The following is a 25,445-nucleotide window of genomic DNA, read 5'->3' as shown; positions in this document are numbered from 1 at the left end:
TCTACTCTCAATCTTTTGATTCGTTTACTCATACCTCAAACTCTCCACCGGATTTCTTGTTGCCGCCCGCCACGATTGAAACGAAACCGTAAGCAATGCAATAACAACGACAATAAGTCCCGCTAAAGCAAAAATCCACCAAGAGATATCTGTTTTGTAGGCAAAGTTTTCGAGCCATTTGTGCATGGCATACCAGGCAATGGGGCAGGCCAATACAAAGGCGATGACTACCCATTTAAGAAAGTCTTTATTAAGCATGCCTATGATTTCGTAGGTTTTGGCTCCGTTAACTTTGCGGATTCCTATTTCTTTGGTTTTTCTTGATAATGTATTGAGTACCATTCCTAGCAAGCCCATTATCGATAGTGCAATAGCAAGGAAGGAGAAGGCACTGATTAGTTTGGCTTGTTGTTGTTCAGTTTTGTAGAACTCGGTAATCTGGTCGGAAAGAGAATAGACTTTTACCATTTTATCAGGAGAAATCTCTTTAAATAGTTTTTGAATGAACTGCGTAATTTCAGTATCATTTTTCCCATTTGTTTTGATGGCAAACAGATTCATTTTTTTAGGATCTTGCTGAAGAATAACCATGGGCTGAATCATTCTTCGGAAAGAATGAGCGTTAAAATCTTTTGCGATTCCTTTTACATAGAATCCATTAAAGATTTCTCCTGCTTTTAAATTAAATTGCTTGGCTGCCGACTCGTTAAAAATCATTTCCGTACGATCGGTTTGGAAGCTTCCAAAACTTTCTCCGTCTATAATTTTAAGTTCCAGAAGTTCTATCATGCCTTCACCCATAATCAATCCGTCAAATTGAATTCGTTCATTCTCGTATTGTAAATTAACTGGAAGAAAACTGTTGAAGGGAGGAATAAAGGAAGAGCCTGCAGAATGTAAAACTCCGGGCAGTTTTTCCACTTCGGTTTGGATAACATCAAATTGACTACTTAATTCCGGGGAGTTTAATTCACAGATAATGATATTTTTCGGATTGATGTTTTGAGAATTCGTTTGGGCATAATGGAGCTGTTTTTTTACTGTTAGAACACCAACAACCAATACCATAAATATGGCAAAATGCAGACTTAGGAAGGAGTTGTTCCAAGATTTGATTTTTGGTCTTTGGGAAACCTTACCCAGAAGTAATAGAACTGTTGAAACTCTTGAGATATTTAGTCCAATTGCAATTCCAGCAACAGAACCGGTAAGTAAAATAATTAAAATTAGTAAACACCACACCTGCCATATCGAGAACAATTCAAAACTTAAATTTCTGTCGAGAGTCGCATTCAGAAAAGGAATGCCTAAAATTACAATCAGAAAAGCAGGTAGTAGGCTAATAAAGGAAATCAAATTTGATTCGAGAATTATTTGTTTGCGTATGGAAATATTGGATGCTCCCAATGCTTTTTGAGTTCCCAATTCTTTTAAGCGAGCAGTAATTTTTGCTTTGGTTAAAAATATATAATTGACAATCGCAATGAGTAAAATAAACACGGCAATAGCTAAAAAATAGCTTAGTTCTTTAGAATTTCCGGCAGGAGTAAATGTATCTCCGTTAATATCACTTGAATTTAAATAGATATCGGTAATTGCCTGCAATTTATAATCCATTGTTTTCCGTTTCTCGTGATTTGTACGTTCTTTATAACTTTGGATGTTGCGAACGATCGTCTCTGTATTTGCTTGCGGATTTAGGAGCAGATAGCTTTGGAACGGAAAGTGATTCCAATCTTTAAAATCTTCGTTTTCCTGTCCATAATGCCCGAACATTTGTTGGTTGTGATTGAGAATCTCTCCTGTTAAGTCAATATCAGCTATGAAATTGGGGTTGAAAGTTGAATTGGTGGGTAAGTTCTTATAAACGCCTGTAATTTGTAAGGATATAAATTGATTATTCAGCTTTATTTTTAGAATGCGATCGCATACATCGAGACTGTTAAAATATTTTTTGGCAGTAGTTTGAGAAATACAAACTTCCGATTTTGACAGGGCTGGTTTTCCTTGTATGAATCTGATACCAAGGCAATCAAATATTGTAGCATCTGAAAAAGCAAATTGATGATCCTGTACTATTTCATTCTGGGAATTTTTTAGTTCGACATCGGCAGTTTGATAGTACCTAAAAAAATTATCTACTAAAGGAATTTCATCTTTAATTGTGCTTGCCAAAGGGAATGAAGTTCTGCAATCATTGCCTTGCAAAACTCTGTTTAGTAGGTGCTTGTTGGGAATGTAGTCGTTAAAGGAACTCTCATGAATATAAAGTAACATCAAAAGAAAAACACAGCCTACACCTATACCCAATCCTAAAATGCTAATTATAGATTGTGTTTTTTTCTTGAAAATATTTCGGATTGCTAATGTTAGATTTAAAGGAAGATTCATGATTCGTTTTATAAATAGTTGAGTTATTCAGCTTGTTCCATTTTACTTTTAAGAGAGTGATTTCACAATTTTGTTTACTCGTACCTCAAACTCTCCACCGGATTTCTTGTTGCCGCCCGCCACGATTGAAACGAAACGGTAAGCAGAGCAATTCCTAGGGCGATGATCCCTGCCAAGGCAAAAATCCACCAGCTTAATTCTGTTTTGTAGGCAAAATTTTCGAGCCATTTGTGCATGGCATACCAGGCAATGGGGCAGGCGATCACAAAGGCGATGATTATCCATTTGATGAAATCTTTGTTTAGCATTGTTATTATTTCAAAGGTTTTTGCACCATTGATTTTACGAATTCCAATCTCCTTGGTGCGAGTCTCTAAAACAAATATGGAAAGACTAATAATGCCAAGACAAGACAGAAGCAGAGAAATGATTGTTGAAAATGTAAGTATTTGCTGAAACTGCTTTTCTTTTTTATACAAAGATTCCCATGATGTATTCATAAATTTGATTTCTAAAGGGAAATTGGGGGATAGTTTTTTCCATATGCTTTCAAGTGAATTAATACTTTGATCAAAAGCATTCCCTTTCGTAGTTATCATTTTAAAATAGGCAACCTCATCAACATCACCCGAACACATAAAACCGACTGGTCTGATAGGAACATGCATCGATTCGAAATTAAAATCTTGAGCTTCACCAATTACTCTACCAGTATTAGGCTTGCCCATATCAAATCGAACATCCTCTAATTTGTCGATATTGAATTTTTTAAAAGCAGTTTCGTTAAGAATCCAATCTTTGGCATCATTCGAATGATCGTTAAATTGAGTTCCTTGAATCAAATCAATTCCAAAGAATTTGAAAAAGTTTGGGCTGACAAAAAAGTTTGCAACACCAACCTCTTGTGTATCACCTTTATTTAATAAATCTAAACCCCAATTTTGTTGATTATATCCTAGTAGTCCTGATGAAAAGCTTATCTCTTTAATTCCAGGAATATTTTTTATTTCATTTTTAAAAGCATGAATATTCTGTCGTAGCTCTGCATTAGTCGTTGTAAAAACAATATTTTCCTTTTTAAATCCAGGGTCTAAATTATTTAGTAAGTTGTTTTGTTTGGTTATAAAAAGGATGCTGGCAATAAGAACAATTGAGATTGTAAATTGAAAGACAAGTAATATATTTCTCAAATAGTCCTTTTTATTGGGATTTACTGAATTTTTTAAAAGTAAAGTTGTTTGGTATTTACTTAGAATAAAACCAGGAATAAGGCCTGTAATACAAATAGTAAATACTAGTATTAAAAAGAATAGAAACAGATTATTTTGTGAGAATACATCTCGAAAAGTGAAATTTGATTGAGTTAAATAGTTTAAGCCATCAAGAGAAAAATGAATCAGAATAATCGAAATAATGCTTGTAGTGGCAAGAATAAGAAAAGATTCCGTTAGGATTAATTCAATGATTTTAGCCTTTTTACTACCCAAGGTTTTTAATATGCCAATATTTTTAATTCGCTTTAGTTTTTGGGCTGTCACCAGATTAACGTAATTGATACAGGCAAGTAGGAGTATTAGAAATCCAATTATTTGAATGAGAATAATACTTAAAGGATTTCCATGTTTCAATAAATCAAGATCTGGCATATCCGTGTATGCCTTAGTGAAAGGGAAAAGGCTAAATAAGGCTCTTTCTTTATAGTATTCCGGCATATTTTCCAGAGAAATATTAGCTAACTTTTCTTTTGCAACAGAATAAGGAACTTTGTCAGTTAGCCTGAAAAAAGATGCATAATTCTGAGAGCCCCAATTTTTCATTGAATTATCATACCAGCCTATTTTGCGATTAGTTTCTACGGATAAAACAGCATCAAATACCCATGAAGAATTGTGTGGTAGATCTTTGATTACAGCACCGACCTCAATCAATTCATTTTGTAAATTGGTCGCGTTATACATAAGTTCTTTACCCACAGGATTTTCATTGCCAAATATTTTTTGTGAAAGTGATTGCGTTAAAACAATCTTATTTTTGTCAGCTAAGGCTATTGCTGGATTCCCATAAACCGATTCCAATTGAAAAACTTGAAAAAACATTGAGTCTGTCACCAAAAGCTTCTCAATTTTAAAATCGACCTGATTGTACTTTACAAAAACCTGTGGTGACCATTCAAAATGAGCAAAGGTGATACACGAAATCTCAGGAATATTCTGATTGACATATTCAACCATTCTTGATGAGACATCTGGAACATCGTGTGTTGTTAATACATAAACATCATTTACATCAGGAATAAACTCATCTATTGTTTGCTCCTTATGCACGTAGGAAAAGGTCAACATGCTAATACTAATGCCCATAGCAAGACCAATAATATTGATACTTGTTACAAGCTTGTTTTTAAGCAAATTTTTAAATGATATCTTGATATTGTGTAAATTCATTAAAGTTGATATTTATTAATTAGACTTCTTATTCTTACTCATATCTCAAACTCTCCACCGGATTTCTTGTTGCCGCCCGCCACGATTGAAACGAAACGGTAAGCAGAGCAATTCCTAGGGCGATGATCCCTGCTAAGGTAAAAATCCACCAGCTTAATTCAGTTTTGTATGTGAAATTTCAGAAGCTACAAAGCGCTCTTCAACCAAACTCTCTTCCATAACAACTTTTCCATCAAACAGATTGATGATTCGGTGAGCGTAGCCGGCATCTTGAATGGAGTGAGTTACCATGATGATTGTTGTTCCTTCGCGATTTAGTTCGGTAAGCAGCTCCATCACTTCCTGTCCGTTTTTTGAGTCCAGATTACCTGTTGGCTCATCAGCAAGTATTAATCCTGGGTTAGAAACCACCGCCCGGGCTATGGCAACACGTTGCTGCTGACCACCGGACAGCTGTTGAGGATAGTGTTGTGCACGATGACTCATGTTCATTCGATCCAGAACTTTGTTCACCATCTCTTTTCTGGTTTTACTGCTGATTCGCTGATAAACCAATGGCATTTCAACATTTTCGAATACATTCAACTCATCAATCAGGTTGAAACTCTGAAATACAAAACCAATGTTGCCTTTTCGCAAATCGGTGCGCTGACCTTCTTTTAAACCCGATACCTCGGTACTATCAAACGTGTATTGTCCTTCCGAAGGATTATCGAGCAAACCCAGAATATTCATCAGGGTAGATTTACCGCAACCCGATGGACCCATAATGGCAACAAATTCGCCTTTGTTGATTTTCAGATTTACATTGTTAAGAGCCAAGGTTTCAATCTCATCGGTTCTAAATACCTTACTTAGGTTTACTGTGTTAATCATAGCTATATATTTTAGAATTTATTTTCATGTGTAATTTACTAATTCGAATTTTTAAGTTCAGTACATGAACATTATTTAAAATCAATCCGTTCATTATCTCCGAAGGTATCGTAACTTGATGTAATCACTTTCTCACCTGTCTGCAATCCTTCCAATACCTCGAAATATTGAGAATTTTGTCTGCCGATTTTGATGTTTCGTTTGGTGGCAAACCGCCCCGATTCATCCAAAACAAATACCCATTGTCCGCCGGTGCTTTGGAAGAATCCCCCACGGGACAGCAGTGTAGCTTCAACGGCTTGTCCCAATTCCAGTTTTATGTGATAGGTTTGTCCGGTGCGCAGATTCTCCGGCGACTTTCCATCAAAAATCAGATCCACCTTAAAACGGCCATCGCGAACTTCCGGATATACTTTTTTAGTTTTCAAAATAAACTCCTGATCGTTTCGATGCAGCGAAGCACTTAAATCGCGGCGGACACGGTCAATATAATGTTCGTCGACCTCGGCAAGCACTTTAAAATTGTTCAGAATATGAAGCTGACCTATTCTTTCGCCCCGGTTAATCGATTGACCGATTTCAATATCCAAACTTCCCAGCTGACCATCAGCCGGAGCTTTAATGTTCAAATTCTCCAGGCGCTCCCGAACCATTTCGAGGTTTTGTTTCATGTTATTCAGACTGCTGTTCATTTGTGTTTTCTGATTCTCCCGAAAAATGGAGTCCTGAACCATTCTTTGATATCTTAACTGTCGGTCTTGCAGGGAAAGGTCATAATCTTCCTTCGATCTTAAGTAGACTTCTTTCGAAATAAATCCCTTTTCGAATAAAAGTTGGTTCTGTTCGTATTGTCTTTTTTGCCGGATGATATCACTGTCGATACTAAGAATTTGCTGTTTGTTGCTGATTTTCTGCTGTTCCATATTAATCAAAGTATTGCGCAGCTCATTGGCCTGATAGGCAAGTGACGATTCGGTATTGAGAATCTGCAATTTAAGATCGTTGTTAATCAGTCTGAGAATAACATCGCCTTTTTTTACCAATTCACCTTCATCAATTAATTTTTCGATCACTTTTCCACCTTCCTCAACATCCAGATAAATGGTTGTTTTGGGTTCAACCGTTCCGATAATCGAAATGTAATCTTTAAATTCTGCCTGCGAAACTTCTGTTATGGTGAGTTTATCGAGTTCGGTACGATAGGTAGAGGTAGAACTACTCAGCAGCATCCACACTAACAAGCCAAGAAAAAGGACTCCAAGCAGGATATAAATATGTTTGGTTTTAAAACCTTTCTTTACTTCAATTTTACGATCCATTGACATGTTTAAGCTGTTCTTTAAATTTATCAGAATAATAATCTGTTATTTATGCTTTGTTTATCCAATCCTGTGCCAAGGCTTGTAAGTTACATATTAATAGATGTTTGTGTTGTGACTGCTAAATTGGAGTGTAAAAAAATTAGACAACGATTGTCTAATTTTTTGAAAACCTATCTACTTTAGACCTGAAAAGTAAATAAGTTTCTCATTTTAGATCTGCTATCATTCAGGAAAAGTTTGGGGTATTTAATGCAGGAAATTTTAATTGGGTATAATACAACTGAATAATCTGTGTTATTTCTAAATACTTTGTACTAATGACTTGTTACTCAAAAAAATATGAAAGAAGCCAAAATTTTAATTGTTGATGACAATAAAAGCATTTTAAGCGCTTTGGATTTGTTACTAACCGGAAGCTGTAAAAAAGTAAAATGTTTGTCGAGCCCAAATGCTTTGCTTTCAGAATTGAAAAGTGACAACTACGATGTTGTGCTTTTGGATATGAATTTTAAAGCCGGAATTAATACCGGAAACGAAGGAATTTATTGGTTGAACCAAATTTTAGAATACAATTCGGGATTGAGTGTGGTAATGATTACTGCCTATGGAGATGTAGAGTTGGCTGTGAAAGCAGTGCGTTCGGGAGCTGTCGATTTTGTTCTGAAACCTTGGGAGAATGAGAAGATGCTGACAACTATCGAGATGGCTTGGAAATTAAGCCATTCCAGAAAAGAGGTAAAGAATCTTCGCCTAAAGGAAAATGAATTCATTGCTGAGATTAACAAAAATAAAAATCACATTATTGGAAGTTCGCCGGCTTGGGAAAAAGTAATGGATGTGGTTCGAAAAGTGGCCATGACCAATGCGAATATCTTGATTACAGGAGAAAACGGAACCGGAAAGGAATTGGTTGCCCGGGAGATTCATCGCCTGTCGAACCGAAGTCAGAATGTGATGGTTACCGTTGATATGGGATCCATAGCCGAAAATTTGTTTGAGAGTGAATTGTTTGGTCACAAAAAAGGAGCATTTACCGATGCCGGAATGGATAGAATGGGGAAAATTGAAGCGGCCAACCAAGGCACGCTCTTTCTCGACGAAATTGGAAATTTAAGCTTGCCAATGCAGGCGAAATTGTTATCGGTGCTGCAGAACAGGACATTGACCCGACTGGGCGAAAATTTGCCTGTTGATATTGATGTACGATTGGTTTGTGCGACCAACTGTAATCTGGTTAAAATGATTGGCGAAGGACGTTTTCGGGAAGATTTGCTTTACCGGATCAACACCATACAAATTGAATTGCCGTCCTTGCGCGACCGTATTGCTGACATTCCCGAATTGGTGCAGTTTTTTGTGAAGCTTTACGCTGAAAAATACAATAAGAACGGACTTGTTATTGCACCGGAAGCCATCGCGAAATTACAAACTTACCGTTGGCCCGGTAATGTTCGTGAATTGCAGCATGCCATCGAAAAAGCTGTAATTCTTAGCGATACACATTTAATTAGTGCAAAAGATTTTGTTTTTAAAATGGATGAATTCTCGGCTGCTGAAGCCTTTGGCGGCACATTGGAAGATATGGAGAAACAGTTGATTTTGGGCGCAATCGAAAAGCAAATGGGGAATCTTTCTGCTGTATCGGCACAATTAGGAGTAACACGACAAACCCTTTACAATAAAATTAAGAAGTATGGCTTATAGACACTACAATTCAGCTTTATTCGTACGGCTTGGTTTTGTGATTTTTTTCGCAGTGCTGATTGGTTGTTTTCTTTCGCAGGCATCCTATTATTTCGCGTTGCCAATTCTCTGCGCCGAAATTGTTTTGGTATTTCAATTTGTGCGTTTTTTGAACAAAACGCACAAGGAGATGAACTACTTTGTTCAGTCCATTAAAAATGAAGATACCACTTTGCGTTTCCCCATTAAAACAGGCAATGCCATTATTAACGAACTGCATCAAAGTTTGAACGAGCTGAACGGCATTTTGCAGCAAGTGCAGGTGAAAAGCAAAATTAAGGAGAAATATTTTGGAGAAATTCTTCAGAATATTGCAACCGGAGTTGTGGTACTTGCCGAAGATGGTTACGTTACTGATGTGAATTCGGCGGCCTTGGAATTACTCAGTTTAAAGACTTTCACACACATTAAGCAACTCGATCAGGTCGATTCAAAATTTACATCAGGTCTTACAGAACTAAAAAACCGCCAGAAAAAAGTATTGGATCTCATCTTAAAAAAAGAACGGATACAGGTGATTTCGAGATGTTCGGTAATTCGTCTGGAGAATGAAGAAGTGAAGCTAATAACTTTACAGGATATCCGGGGAGAGCTGGAACGAAAGGAAATTGATGCCTGGGTAAAACTGATTAGAGTGCTGAGTCACGAAATAATGAATTCATTGGCTCCGGTTACTTCCATTTCTCAATCCCTGAAAAGAATATGGGAACAGAAATTGGGCGCCATAACGGATGTATCTGAAGATATTCATGTAGAAAAAACCATTAACGGTTTGGGCGTGATTACCGAGATGAGCGAAGCATTGATTCGGTTTGTACAATCGTATCGGGTGTTGTCAAAGGCACCGGAACCTAAATTAGCCATCATCGATGCGCACTCTTTTTTCGATCGTTTAAATATTCTGTTGTCGCCCATAAAAGAGAGTTTTTCGGGAAATTTAAAATTGACACCACCCGTTAAAAGTTTTCGGTTTACGGCTGATGAACAGATGATGGTTCAGGTAATTATTAATCTGGTGAAAAATGCGGCAGAAGCTTTCAACGGACAGCCTGCCGGAACCGATTCTACTGCAGCTATTGCTGTAACTTCCATTCAAAAGGGCGAAATCACAGAGATCAGAGTATCAGACAATGGTCATGGTATTTCGGAAGAAATTGCAGATGAAATTTTCATTCCTTTTTTCACCACAAAAGAGAACGGATCGGGCATTGGCTTGAGTTATTCCCGCCAAATTATGCGTGCCCATGGCGGCAGTCTGCTTTGCCGTTCGAAAGTAGGAGAGACCGTGTTTACCGTGAGGTGGTAGTGCTTTACTGATTAATTAATAGCATGCATTTTTCGAAGACTCTTACATGCAATGCTTTGTTAGGTTTTTGTAAGTGTTTGATTTTTAGTGTGTTTTACGAACAAAGTAATGTTGGTAAAAATATTGAAAATAAGCAAGATGTAAATCAAACTAGTTGCTGATTACTAAAATCTAACGGATTCTTAAAATAAACAGTAGGAACAAGTAAAGTTTGAATTTTAATTTTTAGATTTTTAAATAAATAATAACTTAGCGCTCATTACAAAAATCATAAAACTAATTATTGATTCATGGAGAATTTAGAAACACAAGGAACAGAAATTAAAAATGAGTTGTTGTTGGAAACTCAGGCAGAAGTATATTTACGCGAAACCGCTAAGTGGGCGAAGTTTTTAGCCATTGTTGGTTTTATTTTTATGGGATTTATGGTGTTGGGATCATTTGCAGTGTTTGCCATGGCCGGATCAATGGCAAGTATACTGCCATTTCCTATCGGAGGAATCGGATTGTTATATTTGGTACTGGCGGGAGTATACTTCTTTCCAATCTATTATTTGCTGCAATTTGCAAATAATGCAAAGCTTGCACTTGCAGGTAAGAGCAAGCAAAGCCTTACCGAGTCGATGAAATACATGAAATCGCACTACAAGTTTATGGGAATTTTCACAATTGTGATGCTTGCCTTATACCCAATCGGAATGATTGTTGCAGTTATTGTTGCTGCAAGCCAGGGATTCTAAAAAAGATATCAATACCTGAAAGCTCCCTTTTTGTTTCAACCGAAAGGGAGTTTTTTTTATATCTTGACTCTACCTTTTACAATACATTTAAATCTGCAAGATGATCACACTAAAACCACTCACCCCCGAAAACCTCCTTTCATTCTACAAATGGATCCGAGATGAGGAAGCCATCATTTATTCCTTATCGGTATTTCAGGCGATAAAAACCGACCAACAGATTGAAGATTGGTATGCACAAGCAATAAACGATAGCAGGAACAGCAATCACGGTATTTTTGTAGATGGTGTTTTTGTTGGTTATGCAGGCATCAGCGGCATTTCAAATATCAACAAGTCAGGAGAATATTTCATTTTTATAGGCGATAAAAGCTATTGGGGAAAAGGAATTGGTACGCAAGTCACCCAAAAGATTGTGAAAATGGGTTTTGAAGAACTGGGTTTGAACCGCATTATGCTGACCGTTTCAGTACCCAATATTGCCGGAGTAAAAGCATACGAACGGGTCGGTTTTATTTTGGAGGGGCGATACAGGGAAGCGGCCTTTCGAAATGGGGGATATCACGACAAGTTGGTTATGTCGGTACTGAAATCGGAATGGAGACCGTAGGGGCACGACATGTCGTGTCCGCTCATCAGTTTAATTCAGTGAAAATTCGACAAAATAGAATGGTGATCTTTATTTTTCAGAAAAACATATCAACACATTCCCTCACATTTTCTAACTTGGTAAATCAAGAGCATTTCGAAAAGGGAAAGCACTCTTTAGCTAAAATAATTCATATGAAGAAAATCGATCTTAAGAAAAAATACAAGCCATTTTATTCCGAGAGGAAAGGCAGTATTTCGATAGTTGAAGTTCCGGAATTTAAGTACCTGCAATGCATCGGACAAGGAAATCCAAATACATCTAAAGATTATCAGAACGCAATTGAGGCTTTGTATGCTTTGTCGTACAAAATTAAATTCGCAATACGGGAAAGCAAAGATGTGGATTATGGAGTAATGCCTCTGGAATGTTTGTGGTGGATGGATGATATGAACGAATTTTCGAGAGACAGGATTGACGAATGGAAATGGTCGGCCATGATTATGCAGCCCAATTTCATCACCAAAGAAATTGTGGAGGCTGCCCGCCATGAGGTCAGCAAAAAGAAGGAACTGCCCAATTTGGACAACATCGAATTGGTCGATTTCTGCGACGGCCTGTCTGCGCAGATCATGCACATAGGTTCTTATGCCGATGAGGCTCCAAGCATAGAGGAACTGCACCAATACATTGCCGGTAATGGCTTTGAACGACACGGAAAACACCGCGAAATTTACCTGAATGATCCCCGAAGAACCTCCCCCGAAAACCTAAAAACAATCATTCGCCAGCCCATTATAAACCCGTAGGGACACGACATGTCGTGTCCGTTTATTGTATTCAATACAGAAGTCACGACATGTCGTGACCCTACCGTTTTACAATCAATTAAATTGTATTGTTTAATATAATATTGTAATTTCCTGTTTTTTATGAACGACGTGTATGCGAAACAGGAAAATAATCAGAAAACAAAATCATGATTACAGCAGTGATGGATGGTATTTTGTAACTATTTGTACAAAAAACCACGAATGCTATTTTGGCGAAATAGTTAACGATGTTATGCGCCCGAATGATATTGGAAAACAGGCAAATGCATTTATACAAGAAATTAGCAATCATTTTCCATTTGTTGAATTGGGTAAATTCATCGTTATGCCCAACCATATCCACATCATAGTGGGAATCGTAGGGACACGACATGTCGTGTCCGTTCAGGCAATGGATACCGATGTCACCAATGAATTTAAAAATGGCGTGCCCGAACTGGATCATGTTGTGCAATTGAATCAATTCGGCAAAACAATTCCCGGTTCTTTATCTGCAATTTTGGGCCAATTAAAATCCACATTAACCCGATGGTGCAGGGCCAATTATCATGATCATTTTGGATGGCAAGTCCGTTTTCACGATCACATTATCCGCACCGACGAATCCTTTGAACGAATTTCAGCATACATTGAAAATAACCCTGCCAATTGGAATGATGACAAATTTCATCCGTAGGGACATCGCCATGGCGTGTCCGTTTTTTGTATGTGTGTTCATTTGTTGTTTGCAGCCGTTATTTACACCATCAATTATTCCCAACCATTCCGCAAATTGTTGTAATCAACAATCAAACATTTTATTGAATTTGAAATTATTGTACATCGTAGGGACATCGCCATGGCGTGTCCGTTTTTTGTATGTGTGTTCATTTGTTGTTTGCAGCCGTTATTTACACCATCAATTATTCCCAACCATTCCGCAAATTGTTGTAATCAACAATCAAACATTTTATTGAATTTGAAATTATTGTACATCGTAGGGACATCGCCATGGCGTGTCCGTTTTTTTTATGTGTGTGCATTTGTTGTTTGCAGCCGTTATTTACACCATCAATTATTCCCAACCATTCCGCAAATTGTTGTCATCATCAAACAATTATTTTATTGAATTTGAAATTATTGTGCATCGTAGGGACATCGCCATGGCGTGTCCGTTTTTTGTATGTGTGTGTATTTGTTGTTTGCAGCCGTTATTTACACCATCAATTATTCCCAACCATTCCCACAAATTGTTGTAATCATCAACCAAATATTTTATTGAATTTGAAATTATTGTGCATGGTAGGGACATCGCCATGGCGTGTCCGTTTTTTGTATGTGTGTTCATTTGTTGTTTGCAGCCGTTATTTATACCATCAATTATTCCCAACCATTCCCACAAATTGTTGTAATCAACAATCAAACATTTTATTGAATTTGAAATTATTGTGCATCGTAGGGACATCGCCATGGCGTGTCCGTTTTTTGTATGTGTGTTCATTTGTTGTTTGCAGCCGTTATTTATACCATCAATTATTCCCAACCATTCCCACAAATTGTTGTAATCATCAACCAAATATTTTATTGAATTTGAAATTATTGTACATCGTAGGGACATCGCCATGGCGTGTCCGTTTTTTGTATGTGTGTTCATTTGTTGTTTGCAGCCGTTATTTACACCATCAATTATTCCCAACCATTCCGCAAATTGTTGTCATCATCAAACAATTATTTTATTGAATTTGAAATTATTGTGCATCGTAGGGACATCGCCATGGCGTGTCCGTTTTTTGTATGTGTGTTCATTTGTTGTTTGCAGCCGTTATTTACACCATCAATTATTCCCAACCATTCCCACAAATTGTTATAATCAACAACCAAATATTTTATTGAATTTGAAATTATTGTACATCGTAGGGACATTGCCATGGCGTGTCCGTTTTTTGTATGTGTGTGCGTTTGTTGTTTGCAGCCGTTATTTACACCATCAATTATTCCCTGCCATTCCCACAAATTGTTGTAATCAACAACCAAATATTTTATTGAATTTGAAATTATTGTACATCGTAGGGACATTGCCATGGCGTGTCCGTTTTTTGTATGTGTGTGCGTTTGTTGTTTGCAGCCGTTATTTACACCATCAATTATTCCCAACCATTCCCACAAATTGTTGTAATCATCAACCAAATATTTTATTGAATTTGAAATTATTGTACATCGTAGGGACATCGCCATGGCGTGTCCGTTTTTTGTATGTGTGTTCATTTGTTGTTTGCAGCCGTTATTTACACCATCAATTATTCCCAACCATTCCCACAAATTGTTGTAATCATCAACCAAATATTTTATTGAATTTGAAATTATTGTGCATGGTAGGGACATCGCCATGGCGTGTCCGTTTTTTGTATGTGTGTTCATTTGTTGTTTGCAGCCGTTATTTACACCATCAATTATTCCCTGCCATTCCACAAATTGTTATAATCATCTACGCAATATTTTATTGAATTTGAAAATAGGAACACCTGAAAACAGACGGACACAACATGTCGTGCCCCTACAAAAAAAATCCCCCAAACACAAAGGTCTGGAGGATGAGAGATGAGATGTTTATTGATTGGAAAAAATGATTTTTAGTTTTCTGCCACTATTATTTCCTGTTCATCTTTAGTTCCTTCGTTTGGTTTGCTGTTGCTGGCAGCAGGAAACTTGAACCATTTTAAAGTTTCCTCGTTGTCTTCGTATAAAATGCGCGCCGCTTTAAAGTAAACAGCCATTTTTTCGTGCAAATTGTTCAATTTCAACATGCGGTTTTCAGTTGCACGGCTACGATCCATAATACAGTCCGATTGCAAAATCATATTCGCCTTAAGGCTGTCGCGGTGAGCCAATATCTTACTAAAGCTTTCATCTGTCCATCCTAATTTTAGTAAGGGTTCCGCATTACGGACCGAAACCATATGAAGATCGGTTAAAAACATATACATGTTCTTTCCGCTTTTTCGAGCCTCTTCGTAGTCGTTAAAGCCAAACTGATCCCACATTTTTTTATCGTTGGGAAATGCCATTTGGATATCGAATTTGCATCGCTGAAAAAATTTACAGCAAGCATCCAGATCGAGCTTTACATTTTCGGTTGCCTTTGCCTGTATGTCTACATAAGCATTATCGGAAGTGATGTTGCAGGCTTCATCGTAAACAGCCTTCAGGTCGGCCAGCCCCTCAGGAGTAAAAATGGGCGAAAAACTGATAAAATCATTGTGTTTTTCTTCGATTAGTTTAATTCTCGGACCCGAGAAACTGATAAAATTGGCATCTGTGCCATAATACGATCTTGATTGCGTCATATCAATTATTTTTTAAATTTTAAAATAAACAGTATGAAAATTACTCTATCTTGACATGAAAAGCAAGAGATAGGAATTAAATAATTAAGTTTATAAGTGCAGTGGCAGGTGAAACGCCCTAAAATAAAAAGAAAGTAATCATATTGTTTTTATTTATAAATAATTTATTTTCATAAATAATCATCGATTTAAGAATGAAAAGTTTCTTTGTTCACATTTTTAAAGGATATTTTGCAAGGATGTTTAAATGTTTCTCAAAATTAATCCTGAAGAATTCAAAAGCAGGTTTGGTAATGCGGTAGTTTTCTATTAAAAGCTGTTTTTACTTCAGGTTCAATAAATTATGTTGTTTCATATGGTCGTTTTTATTGTGATAATCCATTTATGTTTCATTGTTTTTAAGTTTGAATTGTTATCAAGAAAGTCTAAAGTGTTCCGCCCTAAGTTTATACTTGTGCGGTACCCGACAATCCGAAACTGATTCCTTAAACAGATAAACCGAAAACGGCAAGTAAGAAAGTGCGGAGGAGGAAATAAAAAGCTGTGCTCACAAGCAACACACATTTACCACCAGATGACAGGATTTTTGTAAATTGCGATGGGGCCAATAAGAATTTTATGACCGACACGCATTCCAAAGAAACACGATCTTACAACATGTCCCGAATAAAAGGGAAGGATACCAAACCCGAGTTGGTGGTACGAAAGTTTTTGTTTGCCAACGGATTTCGCTACCGCCTGCATGCAAAAAATCTGCCGGGCAAGCCGGATATTGTGCTGCCCAAATACAAAACTGCAATTTTTGTAAACGGATGCTTTTGGCACGGCCACCAAAACTGCAGCTACTTCGTTTTGCCCAAAACACGAACCGAGTGGTGGCTGCAAAAAATCACCAACACCCAAAACCGCGACCAGAAAGCCAAAACAGAACTCCACACTTTGGGCTGGCGCACAATTACCATTTGGGAGTGCGAACTAAAACCGAAAAGGGTGGAGGAGAGGCTTAATGCCCTTTTGTCGTACTTACTCGCCATGAAATAGTTAGGCATAGTGTGTGCTTTAAGTTTATTAGAATATTCGGTAGCGCTTGAAAACGAATTGATAGTGATTGTTTAGTTCTTCTTATAATAATTTTTCTATTTTTACATAACCTAACAACCTAACTCAATTTAAATGCGAAACCCGAACTGGACAAGAGAAGAATTGGTTCTTGCCTTTAACCTTTACCTGCAAACCGAATATCGAAAGATTACCCAAACAAATCCTGAGATTATTCAACTGGCCGAACGCATTGGCAGGACTCCCGGCGCAGTTAGTTTTAAACTTTCGAATTTAGCCAGCCTCGATCCTGTTGTAAAAAGCAACGGAAAAAAGGGACATGCAAATGCAGGGAAAGCAACAGAAGATATTTTTGTAGAGTTCCAGAATGACAGGGAAGCACTGATATTTGAAAGCGAACGAATTCTTGCACAATTCGAAGGCCGCAGCATCGAAAATAAATATCAGGAACAACTTCCCGAACTAGGCAATTTGCTTGGCGAAACCCGCGAACGATACGTGAAAACAAGGGTGAACCAAAACTTTTTCCGTAAGATGATACTCACCAATTACCACAGCAAATGTGCAGTTACGGGTATCGACTTGCCACAACTGCTTATAGCCAGCCACATTTTACCTTGGGCCGAAAACGAAAAGGAAAGATTAAACCCCGAAAATGGCATTTGCCTTTCTGCCCTATACGACAAGGCTTTCGACCAACACCTGATTAGTTTCGATGAGGATTACCGAATGATCCTCTCCAAAAACCTAAAAGAACACTGCACCAAAACATACTACCAAACCCACTTCGGTAAACTCGAAGGGCATGAGATGATTTTGCCTGGCAGGGGATTGCCGGGGCAGGAGTTTTTGGGATGGCATAGAAATGAATTTTGAAAAATTAACTACTAAAAATAACTACTAATATGAAACAAGAATATTCAAAGTATCTTAAAAAGTTACTACTAGGATCTTTAGGTTCCTTACTAACAATTACTTCATTTTCAGCCAAAGGAATTGAACCTGAAAACTTAATTCTAGAGGGATCGGATGATAATATCTCTTCCGACGATTATAATATTAAGGAGTTGTCAAAAAAATTAATATTAACACCTACAGAGGATGGTTGGGAATCATTTTCGCACAGATCACATAGCTCGCATAGATCCCATAGTTCTCATAGATCCCATAGTTCACATTATTCAAGTTCTAGTGGATCAGGTTCTAGTTCATCAGGTACATATACACCGAGAACTACCAGCACTTCTACTACGAATAATAATACTTCAACAACAACTAAAAAATCTAGTTCAATTTACAAAACTCCAATAGTTACAAACCTTCAACTTGGAGATAGAGTAATTAAGCCCCAAATGTATGGCTCTGATGTTACCCAATTGATAAATATTCTTTTAAAGAAGAAGTATCTAATAAGAGAAGATAATCTAACAGTTGTTGAAGGTTCACAAATTTATGATGAAGATGCAATTACGGCCGTTAAAGAATTCCAAAGACTTAACAATTTACCCGTTGATGGGATTGTAGGTTCACAAACTGTTCTTAAACTTTTAAAAGAATAAAATGATGAGTAACGAAATTTCGCAAACTAGTTTTCAAATTAAAGCTAGTGGGGATTATTACACTGAGAGTATTATTTCTAAATGTATTTATTGGTTGTGCAATAAGTATTTAGTCTCTGTTTCAAAAAGCAATGATGATTTTATAGTAGATATCCAGAAAAAGGAAGATCATTTTATTGACGGCGAAATTGATCAAATTGAATCAAAGTTCTATCAAGATCTTAATGATTATAAGACACGGGAAATGATTCAAGAAGAAACCAGATCTATTAAAGATATTTTATTAGTCAAAGCATTTTCTCATGGTATAGATATTAATGATAAATTAATTACTCAAATTCTAGATAATGCAAATGATTAACACCTTACAGCCATTTTCAGAATTTAGAAATAAGGAGAGTAAGTATTACTTATTGCCTTTTAATTTTAAATCATTTTTGTCGGATCAGGAGTTACTGGTAAATTTCGCAGGTGATTTTTTAATCGTTGAAAGAGGAACTGCAGAGCGGGTTGTTAAACGAGAAATTACAGTTGATGATGATATATATCCTGATCTAGTATCAAATTATTTTATCTCTGAAAAACAGTACCCTCCTTTATTAGATATTTTGGCTACTAAATATCGAACAAAAAAATCCTTCTTAGACGAATTCACTGCCTTACACATTTTTGTACTCACCTTAAGATGCAATCATGCTTGCAAATATTGTCAGGTTTCAAGTGTTGAATCGAGAACACCGGACAGTCATGACATTAGTTATGAAAATTTAGATTATAGTATTGGAAAGATGTTTCAAACACCAGCGAGGAATATTACAATGGAATTCCAAGGTGGCGAACCCTTACTAATATTTGAAAAATTGAAGTATGCAGTAGAACAAGCAAAAACATTAAATGAAACTCATACTAAGAATATATCATATGTGCTTTGCTCCAACAGTACTTTGTTGACAGATGAAATTCTAGAGTATATGTTAGCTAATAGTATTCTTCTATCAACTTCTTTAGATGGCCCGGAATTAATACACAATGGGAATAGGATATTTCAGAAAAATGATAGTTATCAAACAACTATCAATCATATGAAAAGGGCTAAAGAAATACTAGGTGAAGATAGAGTTTCAGCACTAATGACAACAACTAAACTATCCCTAAATAATCCAGAAGAGATAATTGATACATACATCGAAAATGGTTTTTCCAGCATATTCTTTCGATCAATAAATCCATACGGTGAGGCTTTAACAGATTCTATAGCAAATTACAGTATGGACGAATTTATTCAGTTCTATAAAAGAGGGCTGGATTATATTATTGAATTAAATAAACGAGGAATATTTTTTGTGGAGGAATATGCTGGCATAATTCTCAAAAAAATACTTACTCCATTTACAACTGGATTTGTAGACCTACAATCTCCAGCAGGTATTATTAATGGAGTTATTGTTTATAATTACGACGGGCATGTCTATGCATCTGATGAATCAAGAATGCTAGCTGAAAAAGGTGATTATTATTTTCGCCTTGGACATGTGAAGGATGATTACTCATCAATATTCTATAGCGAAAAGGTTGTGGATATTGCTAAACATTGGGCGAATGAAGCTCTAGCAGGCTGTTCGGATTGTTGCTATCAAATTTACTGTGGTACAGATTCAGTACGAAATTACTCTACTCAGGGGGATTTAGAAGGGTTTAGACCAACTTCAGATTTTTGCAATAAGAATATGAGCATCATTGATTATCTCTTTGAACTTATGTATCAGGATGAAGAGGTCTTTCAAATATTTCAGAGTTGGATTTCTAAAAAGGATAATTAATGAAAAAGCTACAGTACAAAGGAGAATCACTAAATATTAGTGATGATAAAATTGGCAGGTGCATAACAAACTTAAGTTCCGAAGGATTTCTTGTTTATGAAGGACAACAATTAATAGATTTAGAAAATTACACATGTGTTATTTGTCGAAGAGATAACTTTGAAGCACTAAGAGAACAAGTAACTGAAATGGCAATATTCATCTCAGAAGATGATAATATTGATCTTCAAGATGGAGATATTGTAAGTATTTCTAGAAATGGTCATCTTCGGATATTATACTCTCCTAATTCATCAGATAATGTTTTATTCATTACTGAGACTTGCAATCATAAATGTATAATGTGTTCTCAACCACCAAAAAAGGTTAATGATTTAGATGCTCAATTTAAAATCAACAGCCAATTGGTTGATCTTATCCCCGATGATTGTGAAATACTTGGTGTTACAGGAGGAGAACCTACTCTATTAGGTGATAGACTTTTTCAACTTTATGAACAAATTTCTACGAAACTTCCCAATACAATCATACATACATTAACCAATGGCAGGGCATTTAATTCTACTAAATTCTGTGATAAATTCATAAAATGTATGAATGGGAATTTAATATTTGGAATTCCTTTGTATTCTGATTATTCAGCTCAACATGATTACATTGTTCAATCAAAAAATGCTTTCAACCAAACAATAAAGGGAATATACAACCTTGCAGCATTGCATCAGAAGATTGAAATTCGAATTGTAGTCTCAAAATTGAATCATTCTCGACTGATTGAATTAGCGCATTTTATTTATAAAAATCTACCGTTTGTAGACCATGTTGCTTTTATGGGCTTAGAAGATATTGGTAATGCCACGATTAATTCAGAACTAGTATGGATAGATCCTAAAGAATATATCGAAGACTTAAACTCAGCACTTGAATATTTATTCAATTTTGGAATAAATACATCCATATACAATATCCCTCTTTGTCTCTTACCTCCTAACTTATGGAAGCATTCTGCAAAGTCAATATCTGATTGGAAGACGAAATATTTAGATTGTTGTAATGATTGCAGATTGGCTGAGGATTGTTGTGGTGTTTTTGGAACATCTAAAAAGATAAGTTCAAATATTACTCCATTTTTAAATTAGATGAAATCAATATTTATTGCATTTATCCGACTTTATCAAAATACCGCTCCAAAAAGGATCAGGGAATCATGTCGTTTCGAACCTTCTTGTTCGGAATATATGATTATTAGTTTAAACAAATTTGGTGTGAAGGATGGATTAAAGAAGGGGATTAAAAGGCTCAGAAAATGTAAGCCTCCATATGGAGGAATTGATTATCCATAAATCTAAATTAAATAAAATGAAAAATTACACTTACAAATGTATTCCAGTTCCTACTATAATTGCGACAGGAAAACAAGGGAATGGAGAACATGGTTTGGCTGTTGATACCTATCAATCTTTAATTAATAAAGCAGCAGAGGGAGGTTGGAGATTATCAAGCATTGATACAATATCATCATCGCAAAAACCTGGGTGTCTTGAAGGTTTATTTGGTGCGAGAGATCAAGTTGTAAATATTAAAATGCTTGTATTTGAAAAAGAAATAGAATAATTTAAAATTTTGTACATAAGCCCCGCCCCAAGCGGGGTTTTCCTTTTCCATCCATTGCCCCGGGTTTCAACCCGGGGTTTTTGTAAACAATGCAATTTTATTTGTTGGCGCATTCCGTTTGTGTTGTGTTTAGCCCAAAGTTTTCTAAAATGAATATTGTATGTATTGCGAGGCAGGGACATCGCCATGGCGTGTCCGTTTTTTGTATGTGTGTGCATTTGTTGTTTGCAGCCGTTATTTACACCATCAATTATTCCCAACCATTCCGCAAATTGTTGTCATCATCAAACAATTATTTTATTGAATTTGAAAATCAGGAACACCTGAAAATAAAAGGCCGCGACATGTCGTGCCCCTACGGTTTCCGTGAACCAATTATTTGTGTGGATTTGTTGTATTGTGCATGGCAGGAACATCGCCATGGCGTGTCCGTTTAAATGACCATTCACCGAATCCCAATCAATAATTTCCAAATAGTCCGCAAATTGTTGTCATCATCAAACAATTTGTTGTCATCATCAAACAATTATTTTATTGAATTTGAAAATCAGGGACACCCGAAAATAAAAGGCCGTGACATGTTGTGCCCCTGCGGTTTTCGTGAACCAATTATTTGTGTGGATTTATGCTGTATTGTGCATGGCAGGGACATCGCCATGGCGTGTCCGTTTAAATGACCATTCACCGAATCCCAATCAATAATTTCCAAATAGTCCGCAAATTGTTGCCATCATCAAACAACAATTTTATTGAATTTTGAAAATACGGGCGCCTGAAAACAAACGGCCACGACATGTCGTGCCCCTACGGTTTTCGTGAACCAATTATTTGTGTGGGGTTACGTTTTATTGTGCATCGTAGGGACATCGCACCGAATCCCAATCAATAATTTCCAAACAATCCGCAAATTATTGTCATCATCAACCAACTATTTTATTGAATTTGAAAATCAGGAACACCTGAAAATAAAAGGCCGCGACATGTCGTGCCCCTGCGGTTTTCGTGAGCCAATTATTTGTGTGGATTTATGCTGTATTGTGCATGGCAGGGACATTGCCATGGCGTGTCCGTTTTTTTTATGTGTGTGCATTTGTTGTTTGCAGCCGTTATTTATACCATCAATTATTTCCAAACAATCCGCAAATTATTGTCATCATCAAACAATTATTTTATTGAATTTGAGAATCAGGAACAACTGAAAATAAAAGGCCACAACATGTCGTGCCCCTACGGTTTTCGTGACCAATTATTTGTGTGGATTTATGTTGTATTGCGCGGTAGGGACATCGCCATGGCGTGTCCGTTTTTTTTATGTGTGTGCATTTGTTGTTTGCAGCCGTTATTTATACCATCAACTATTTCCAAACAATCCGCAAATTATTGTCATCATCAAACAATTATTTTATTGAATTTGAAAATCAGGAACATCTGAAAATAAAAGGCCGCGACATGTCGTGCCCCTACGGTTTTCGTGAACCAATTATTTGTGAGGATTTATGTTGTATTGTGCATGGCAGGGACATTGCCATGGCGTGTCCGTTTTTTGTATGTGTGTGTGCATTTGTTGTTTGCAACCGTTATTTACACCATCAATTATTTCCAAACAATCCGCAAATTATTGTCATCATCAACCAACTATTTTATTGAATTTGAAAATCAGGGACACCTGAAAACAAACGGCCACCACGTGTCGTGCCCCTACGGTTTTCGTGAACCAATTATTTGTGTGGATTTGTTGTATTGTGCATGGCAGGGACATCGCCATGGCGTGGCCGTTTAAATGACATTCACCGAATTCCAATCAATAATTTCCAAATAGTCCGCAAATTGTTGTCATCATCAAACAATTATTTTAGAATTTTGAAAATACGGGCGCCTGAAAACAAACGGCCACGACATGTCGTGCCCCTACGGTTTCCGTGAACCAATTAATTGTGTGGGTTTACGTTTTATTGTGCATGGCAGGGACATCGCCATGGCGTGTCCGTTTTAATGACCATTCACCGAATCCCAATCAATAATTTCCAAATAGTCCGCAAATTGTTGTCATCATCAAACAATTATTTTATTGAATTTGAAAATCAGGGACACCTGAAAACAAACGGCGACGACATGTCGTGCCCCTACGGTTTCCGTGAACCAATTATTTGTGTGGATTTGTTGTATTGTGCATGGCAGGGACATCGCCATGGCGTGTCCGTTTTAATGACCATTCACCGAATCCCAATCAATTATTTCCAAACAATCTGCAAATTGTTGTCATCATCAAACAATTGTTTATTGAATTTGAAAATCAGTAACACCTGAAAACAAAAGGCCGCGACATGTCGTGCCCCTACGGTTTCCGTGAACAAATTAATTGTGTGGGTTTACGTTTTATTGTGCATGGCAGGGACATCGCCATGGCGTGTCCGTTTTTTGTATGTGTGTGCATTTGTTGTTTGCAGCCGTTATTTACACCATCAATTATTCCCAACCATTCCGCAAATTGTTGTCATCATCAAACAATTATTTTATTGAATTTGAAAATCAGGAACACCTGAAAATAAAAGGCCGCGACATGTCGTGCCCCTACGGTTTCCGTGAACCAATTATTTGTGTGGATTTGTTGTATTGTGCATGGCAGGGACATCACCATGGCGTATCCGTTTAAATGACCATTCACCGAATCCCAATCAATAATTTCCAAACAATCCACAAATTGTTGCCGTCATCAAACAATTATTTTATTGAATTTGAAAATCAGGGACACCTGAAAATAAAAGGCCGCGCCATGTCGTGCCCCTGCGGTTTCCGTGAACCAATTATTTGTTTGGATTTATGTTGTATTGTGCATGGCAGGGACATCGTCATGGCGTGTTCGTTTTAATGACATTCACCGAATCCCAATCAATAATTTCCAAATAGTCCGCAAATTGTTGTCATCATCAAACAATTATTTTATTGAATTTGAAAATCAGGGACACCTGAAAATAAAAGGTCGCGACATGTCGTGCACCTACGGTTTTCGTGAACAAATGTTGGTTGAAATAACCCATTCATTGCCCCGGGTTTTAATCCGGGGATTGTTGCAGGCAATGGCAATTCCATTTGCAGGAGGTTTTAAATTTGATTATTGCGTTGTTGGCAGATTTGTTGTAACTTCTTGTTTATCAAAAAAACATACAAACAATGAAAGAAAAAGACATTGATTATCAGAATTTGTCATTGGACGAACTGGAGACCGAATTGGTCAATGAATTCGCACAAATCTCTTCCGAAGACAGTTTGTTTCCGGTGGAAGAAGAATCTCTTATTACCCCATCTTTTAATGCTATTTTTCCTGAAAACTTATTACAGCCAAAGCTTGGATCATCTGCTTTTACTTTGGGGGTAATGCCGGATAATATGGATAGTTTTGATTTGGGACGAATGAGCAGAGAGCAGGAATATCAGCAGCTCATGAAGATTCCTCACATCGTTCTGCCTGTTAAATTTGAAAATGTACGTGATAAAATCAGAAACATTTCTTTTTGGTTACTCAAAGAGCTGAAACCCCATTTTAAGGATCACCCAAAAATTGAAGCCTTTTGTGACAAACCAAGCAAAGAAGCTATAAAGGAAGTAGCTCCTGAATTGTTGTGCCTGTTAAGAACAAAGGTGATTAATAAGCTCCCAATTCCTTTCACCATTAAATTTTGTTGTTATTTGCTTTTATTAATACTGCAGGGAGCAATTGAATGGCAAACCGTTTAAAAAGGAAGATGCGATGAAAAACCACATGATGATGTGGTTTTTTTCATTGTCTTTGTTTTTATGTGGTGTCTTAACTCAATTATTTTGAAAT

At 36.8% G+C, this 25,445-nt stretch carries 25 protein-coding genes; 18 read left to right on the top strand and 7 right to left on the bottom strand.

Going from position 1 to position 25,445, the window contains the following annotated elements; genetic code table 11:
- Window positions 1-24 precede the first annotated feature (24 nt).
- The 4 genes from ACHZAX_RS17795 to ACHZAX_RS17780 form a co-directional block, all read right to left on the bottom strand.
- Window positions 25-2,391 carry an ABC transporter permease gene (locus ACHZAX_RS17795; RefSeq protein WP_320020032.1) on the bottom strand — a complete coding sequence of 789 codons (2,367 nt, stop codon included), beginning with the start codon at window positions 2,389-2,391 and terminating at the stop codon, window positions 25-27.
- Between the two features lie 74 nt (window positions 2,392-2,465).
- On the bottom strand, window positions 2,466-4,835 hold the full coding sequence (locus tag ACHZAX_RS17790; RefSeq protein WP_320020031.1) for an ABC transporter permease: 2,370 nt from the start codon (window positions 4,833-4,835) through the stop codon (window positions 2,466-2,468).
- A 153-nt stretch (window positions 4,836-4,988) separates the two neighbouring features.
- Complete coding sequence (locus ACHZAX_RS17785) at window positions 4,989-5,711, bottom strand: ABC transporter ATP-binding protein (RefSeq protein ID WP_320020030.1); 723 nt, start codon at window positions 5,709-5,711, stop codon at window positions 4,989-4,991.
- Between the two features lie 71 nt (window positions 5,712-5,782).
- Window positions 5,783-7,030 (bottom strand): efflux RND transporter periplasmic adaptor subunit, encoded by a 1,248-nt coding sequence (locus ACHZAX_RS17780; protein WP_320020029.1) that lies wholly within the window; start codon window positions 7,028-7,030, stop codon window positions 5,783-5,785.
- Window positions 7,031-7,372: 342 nt separating this feature from the next.
- On the opposite strand from ACHZAX_RS17780, the gene ACHZAX_RS17775 reads away from it, so the two are divergent.
- The 6 genes from ACHZAX_RS17775 to ACHZAX_RS17750 all read left to right on the top strand — a co-directional run bounded on the left by ACHZAX_RS17775 (window position 7,373) and on the right by ACHZAX_RS17750 (window position 12,920).
- On the top strand, window positions 7,373-8,737 hold the full coding sequence (locus tag ACHZAX_RS17775) for a sigma-54-dependent transcriptional regulator (RefSeq protein WP_101310053.1): 1,365 nt from the start codon (window positions 7,373-7,375) through the stop codon (window positions 8,735-8,737).
- Window positions 8,727-10,082 (top strand): sensor histidine kinase, encoded by a 1,356-nt coding sequence (locus ACHZAX_RS17770; protein WP_320020028.1) that lies wholly within the window; start codon window positions 8,727-8,729, stop codon window positions 10,080-10,082. The genes ACHZAX_RS17775 and ACHZAX_RS17770 overlap by 11 nt, the downstream gene beginning before the upstream one ends.
- Before the next feature lie 290 nt (window positions 10,083-10,372).
- Entirely contained in the window at window positions 10,373-10,822 is a 450-nt protein-coding gene (locus ACHZAX_RS17765) for a hypothetical protein (RefSeq protein WP_320020027.1), read from the top strand.
- Between the two features lie 100 nt (window positions 10,823-10,922).
- Window positions 10,923-11,432: a GNAT family N-acetyltransferase gene (locus tag ACHZAX_RS17760; protein ID WP_320020026.1), complete on the top strand. Its 510-nt coding sequence runs from the start codon at window positions 10,923-10,925 to the stop codon at window positions 11,430-11,432.
- A gap of 173 nt (window positions 11,433-11,605) precedes the next feature.
- The gene (locus ACHZAX_RS17755; RefSeq protein WP_320020025.1) at window positions 11,606-12,220 is read left to right on the top strand and encodes a GyrI-like domain-containing protein; all 615 of its coding nucleotides are present in this window, start codon (window positions 11,606-11,608) and stop codon (window positions 12,218-12,220) included.
- 136 nt (window positions 12,221-12,356) lie between these two features.
- Window positions 12,357-12,920: a transposase gene (locus ACHZAX_RS17750; protein ID WP_320020024.1), complete on the top strand. Its 564-nt coding sequence runs from the start codon at window positions 12,357-12,359 to the stop codon at window positions 12,918-12,920.
- 420 nt (window positions 12,921-13,340) lie between these two features.
- Here the strand turns inward: ACHZAX_RS17750 and ACHZAX_RS17745 are convergent, their stop codons facing one another.
- The 3 genes from ACHZAX_RS17745 to ACHZAX_RS17735 form a co-directional block, all read right to left on the bottom strand.
- A complete protein-coding gene (locus ACHZAX_RS17745; RefSeq protein ID WP_320020023.1) occupies window positions 13,341-13,877 on the bottom strand; it encodes a hypothetical protein in 537 nt (178 codons plus the stop codon).
- Window positions 13,878-13,951: 74 nt separating this feature from the next.
- Window positions 13,952-14,641 carry a hypothetical protein gene (locus ACHZAX_RS17740; protein ID WP_320020022.1) on the bottom strand — a complete coding sequence of 230 codons (690 nt, stop codon included), beginning with the start codon at window positions 14,639-14,641 and terminating at the stop codon, window positions 13,952-13,954.
- 212 nt (window positions 14,642-14,853) lie between these two features.
- Complete coding sequence (locus tag ACHZAX_RS17735) at window positions 14,854-15,567, bottom strand: hypothetical protein (RefSeq protein WP_320020021.1); 714 nt, start codon at window positions 15,565-15,567, stop codon at window positions 14,854-14,856.
- A gap of 543 nt (window positions 15,568-16,110) precedes the next feature.
- On the opposite strand from ACHZAX_RS17735, the gene ACHZAX_RS17730 reads away from it, so the two are divergent.
- The 12 genes from ACHZAX_RS17730 to ACHZAX_RS17675 all read left to right on the top strand — a co-directional run bounded on the left by ACHZAX_RS17730 (window position 16,111) and on the right by ACHZAX_RS17675 (window position 25,354).
- Window positions 16,111-16,608, top strand: coding sequence for a very short patch repair endonuclease (locus ACHZAX_RS17730; RefSeq protein WP_320020020.1), 498 nt, complete (start codon window positions 16,111-16,113; stop codon window positions 16,606-16,608).
- Between the two features lie 132 nt (window positions 16,609-16,740).
- A complete protein-coding gene (locus ACHZAX_RS17725) occupies window positions 16,741-17,502 on the top strand; it encodes an HNH endonuclease (RefSeq protein ID WP_320020019.1) in 762 nt (253 codons plus the stop codon).
- A gap of 29 nt (window positions 17,503-17,531) precedes the next feature.
- Window positions 17,532-18,185 carry a peptidoglycan-binding domain-containing protein gene (locus tag ACHZAX_RS17720; RefSeq protein ID WP_320020018.1) on the top strand — a complete coding sequence of 218 codons (654 nt, stop codon included), beginning with the start codon at window positions 17,532-17,534 and terminating at the stop codon, window positions 18,183-18,185.
- A 4-nt stretch (window positions 18,186-18,189) separates the two neighbouring features.
- Complete coding sequence (gene hxsD / locus ACHZAX_RS17715; protein WP_320020017.1) at window positions 18,190-18,546, top strand: His-Xaa-Ser system protein HxsD; 357 nt, start codon at window positions 18,190-18,192, stop codon at window positions 18,544-18,546.
- The gene (gene hxsB, locus ACHZAX_RS17710) at window positions 18,533-20,005 is read left to right on the top strand and encodes a His-Xaa-Ser system radical SAM maturase HxsB (RefSeq protein ID WP_320020016.1); all 1,473 of its coding nucleotides are present in this window, start codon (window positions 18,533-18,535) and stop codon (window positions 20,003-20,005) included. Before hxsD ends, hxsB begins: the two co-directional genes overlap by 14 nt.
- Window positions 20,005-21,144, top strand: coding sequence for a His-Xaa-Ser system radical SAM maturase HxsC (gene hxsC / locus ACHZAX_RS17705; protein WP_320020015.1), 1,140 nt, complete (start codon window positions 20,005-20,007; stop codon window positions 21,142-21,144). The genes hxsB and hxsC overlap by 1 nt, the downstream gene beginning before the upstream one ends.
- A complete protein-coding gene (gene yidD / locus ACHZAX_RS17700) occupies window positions 21,145-21,348 on the top strand; it encodes a membrane protein insertion efficiency factor YidD (RefSeq protein ID WP_394698292.1) in 204 nt (67 codons plus the stop codon).
- Window positions 21,326-21,619 (top strand): DUF4177 domain-containing protein, encoded by a 294-nt coding sequence (locus ACHZAX_RS17695; RefSeq protein ID WP_320020014.1) that lies wholly within the window; start codon window positions 21,326-21,328, stop codon window positions 21,617-21,619. Before yidD ends, ACHZAX_RS17695 begins: the two co-directional genes overlap by 23 nt.
- Window positions 21,620-21,768: 149 nt before the next feature.
- Window positions 21,769-22,056, top strand: a complete 288-nt coding sequence (locus tag ACHZAX_RS17690; RefSeq protein WP_320020013.1) for a hypothetical protein — start codon at window positions 21,769-21,771, stop codon at window positions 22,054-22,056.
- Between the two features lie 1,073 nt (window positions 22,057-23,129).
- Window positions 23,130-23,399: a hypothetical protein gene (locus tag ACHZAX_RS17685; RefSeq protein ID WP_320020012.1), complete on the top strand. Its 270-nt coding sequence runs from the start codon at window positions 23,130-23,132 to the stop codon at window positions 23,397-23,399.
- Between the two features lie 1,054 nt (window positions 23,400-24,453).
- Window positions 24,454-24,810, top strand: a complete 357-nt coding sequence (locus ACHZAX_RS17680) for a hypothetical protein (RefSeq protein ID WP_320020011.1) — start codon at window positions 24,454-24,456, stop codon at window positions 24,808-24,810.
- Window positions 24,791-25,354, top strand: a complete 564-nt coding sequence (locus tag ACHZAX_RS17675; protein WP_320020010.1) for a hypothetical protein — start codon at window positions 24,791-24,793, stop codon at window positions 25,352-25,354. The genes ACHZAX_RS17680 and ACHZAX_RS17675 overlap by 20 nt, the downstream gene beginning before the upstream one ends.
- Window positions 25,355-25,445 lie beyond the last annotated feature (91 nt).

Source organism: Labilibaculum manganireducens, assembly GCF_963665805.2.
Taxonomy (GTDB): Bacteria; Bacteroidota; Bacteroidia; order Bacteroidales; family Marinifilaceae; genus Labilibaculum; species Labilibaculum manganireducens.
The sequence above is the reverse complement of the archived record's forward strand: the minus strand, read 5'-3'. Positions and strand labels throughout refer to the sequence as shown.

What these genes read in the sequence shown, in the direction of transcription:
- ACHZAX_RS17735 (WP_320020021.1), bottom strand. Translation starts at nt 15,567, where the DNA reads ATGACGCAATCAAGATCGTATTATGGCACAGATGCCAATTTTATCAGT.
- ACHZAX_RS17720 (WP_320020018.1), top strand. Translation starts at nt 17,532, where the DNA reads ATGAAACAAGAATATTCAAAGTATCTTAAAAAGTTACTACTAGGATCT.
- ACHZAX_RS17725 (WP_320020019.1), top strand. Translation starts at nt 16,741, where the DNA reads ATGCGAAACCCGAACTGGACAAGAGAAGAATTGGTTCTTGCCTTTAAC.
- ACHZAX_RS17770 (WP_320020028.1), top strand. Translation starts at nt 8,727, where the DNA reads ATGGCTTATAGACACTACAATTCAGCTTTATTCGTACGGCTTGGTTTT.
- ACHZAX_RS17785 (WP_320020030.1), bottom strand. Translation starts at nt 5,711, where the DNA reads ATGATTAACACAGTAAACCTAAGTAAGGTATTTAGAACCGATGAGATT.
- hxsD (WP_320020017.1), top strand. Translation starts at nt 18,190, where the DNA reads ATGAGTAACGAAATTTCGCAAACTAGTTTTCAAATTAAAGCTAGTGGG.
- ACHZAX_RS17690 (WP_320020013.1), top strand. Translation starts at nt 21,769, where the DNA reads ATGAATATTGTATGTATTGCGAGGCAGGGACATCGCCATGGCGTGTCC.
- ACHZAX_RS17760 (WP_320020026.1), top strand. Translation starts at nt 10,923, where the DNA reads ATGATCACACTAAAACCACTCACCCCCGAAAACCTCCTTTCATTCTAC.
- ACHZAX_RS17795 (WP_320020032.1), bottom strand. Translation starts at nt 2,391, where the DNA reads ATGAATCTTCCTTTAAATCTAACATTAGCAATCCGAAATATTTTCAAG.
- ACHZAX_RS17695 (WP_320020014.1), top strand. Translation starts at nt 21,326, where the DNA reads ATGGAGGAATTGATTATCCATAAATCTAAATTAAATAAAATGAAAAAT.
- ACHZAX_RS17765 (WP_320020027.1), top strand. Translation starts at nt 10,373, where the DNA reads ATGGAGAATTTAGAAACACAAGGAACAGAAATTAAAAATGAGTTGTTG.
- yidD (WP_394698292.1), top strand. Translation starts at nt 21,145, where the DNA reads ATGAAATCAATATTTATTGCATTTATCCGACTTTATCAAAATACCGCT.
- ACHZAX_RS17790 (WP_320020031.1), bottom strand. Translation starts at nt 4,835, where the DNA reads ATGAATTTACACAATATCAAGATATCATTTAAAAATTTGCTTAAAAAC.
- ACHZAX_RS17680 (WP_320020011.1), top strand. Translation starts at nt 24,454, where the DNA reads ATGGCAGGGACATCGTCATGGCGTGTTCGTTTTAATGACATTCACCGA.
- hxsB (WP_320020016.1), top strand. Translation starts at nt 18,533, where the DNA reads ATGCAAATGATTAACACCTTACAGCCATTTTCAGAATTTAGAAATAAG.
- ACHZAX_RS17740 (WP_320020022.1), bottom strand. Translation starts at nt 14,641, where the DNA reads ATGAACACACATACAAAAAACGGACACGCCATGGCGATGTCCCTACCA.
- ACHZAX_RS17755 (WP_320020025.1), top strand. Translation starts at nt 11,606, where the DNA reads ATGAAGAAAATCGATCTTAAGAAAAAATACAAGCCATTTTATTCCGAG.
- ACHZAX_RS17745 (WP_320020023.1), bottom strand. Translation starts at nt 13,877, where the DNA reads ATGAACACACATACAAAAAACGGACACGCCATGGCGATGTCCCTACGA.
- ACHZAX_RS17775 (WP_101310053.1), top strand. Translation starts at nt 7,373, where the DNA reads ATGAAAGAAGCCAAAATTTTAATTGTTGATGACAATAAAAGCATTTTA.
- ACHZAX_RS17750 (WP_320020024.1), top strand. Translation starts at nt 12,357, where the DNA reads ATGCGAAACAGGAAAATAATCAGAAAACAAAATCATGATTACAGCAGT.
- ACHZAX_RS17675 (WP_320020010.1), top strand. Translation starts at nt 24,791, where the DNA reads ATGAAAGAAAAAGACATTGATTATCAGAATTTGTCATTGGACGAACTG.
- ACHZAX_RS17685 (WP_320020012.1), top strand. Translation starts at nt 23,130, where the DNA reads ATGGCAGGGACATTGCCATGGCGTGTCCGTTTTTTGTATGTGTGTGTG.
- ACHZAX_RS17780 (WP_320020029.1), bottom strand. Translation starts at nt 7,030, where the DNA reads ATGGATCGTAAAATTGAAGTAAAGAAAGGTTTTAAAACCAAACATATT.
- hxsC (WP_320020015.1), top strand. Translation starts at nt 20,005, where the DNA reads ATGAAAAAGCTACAGTACAAAGGAGAATCACTAAATATTAGTGATGAT.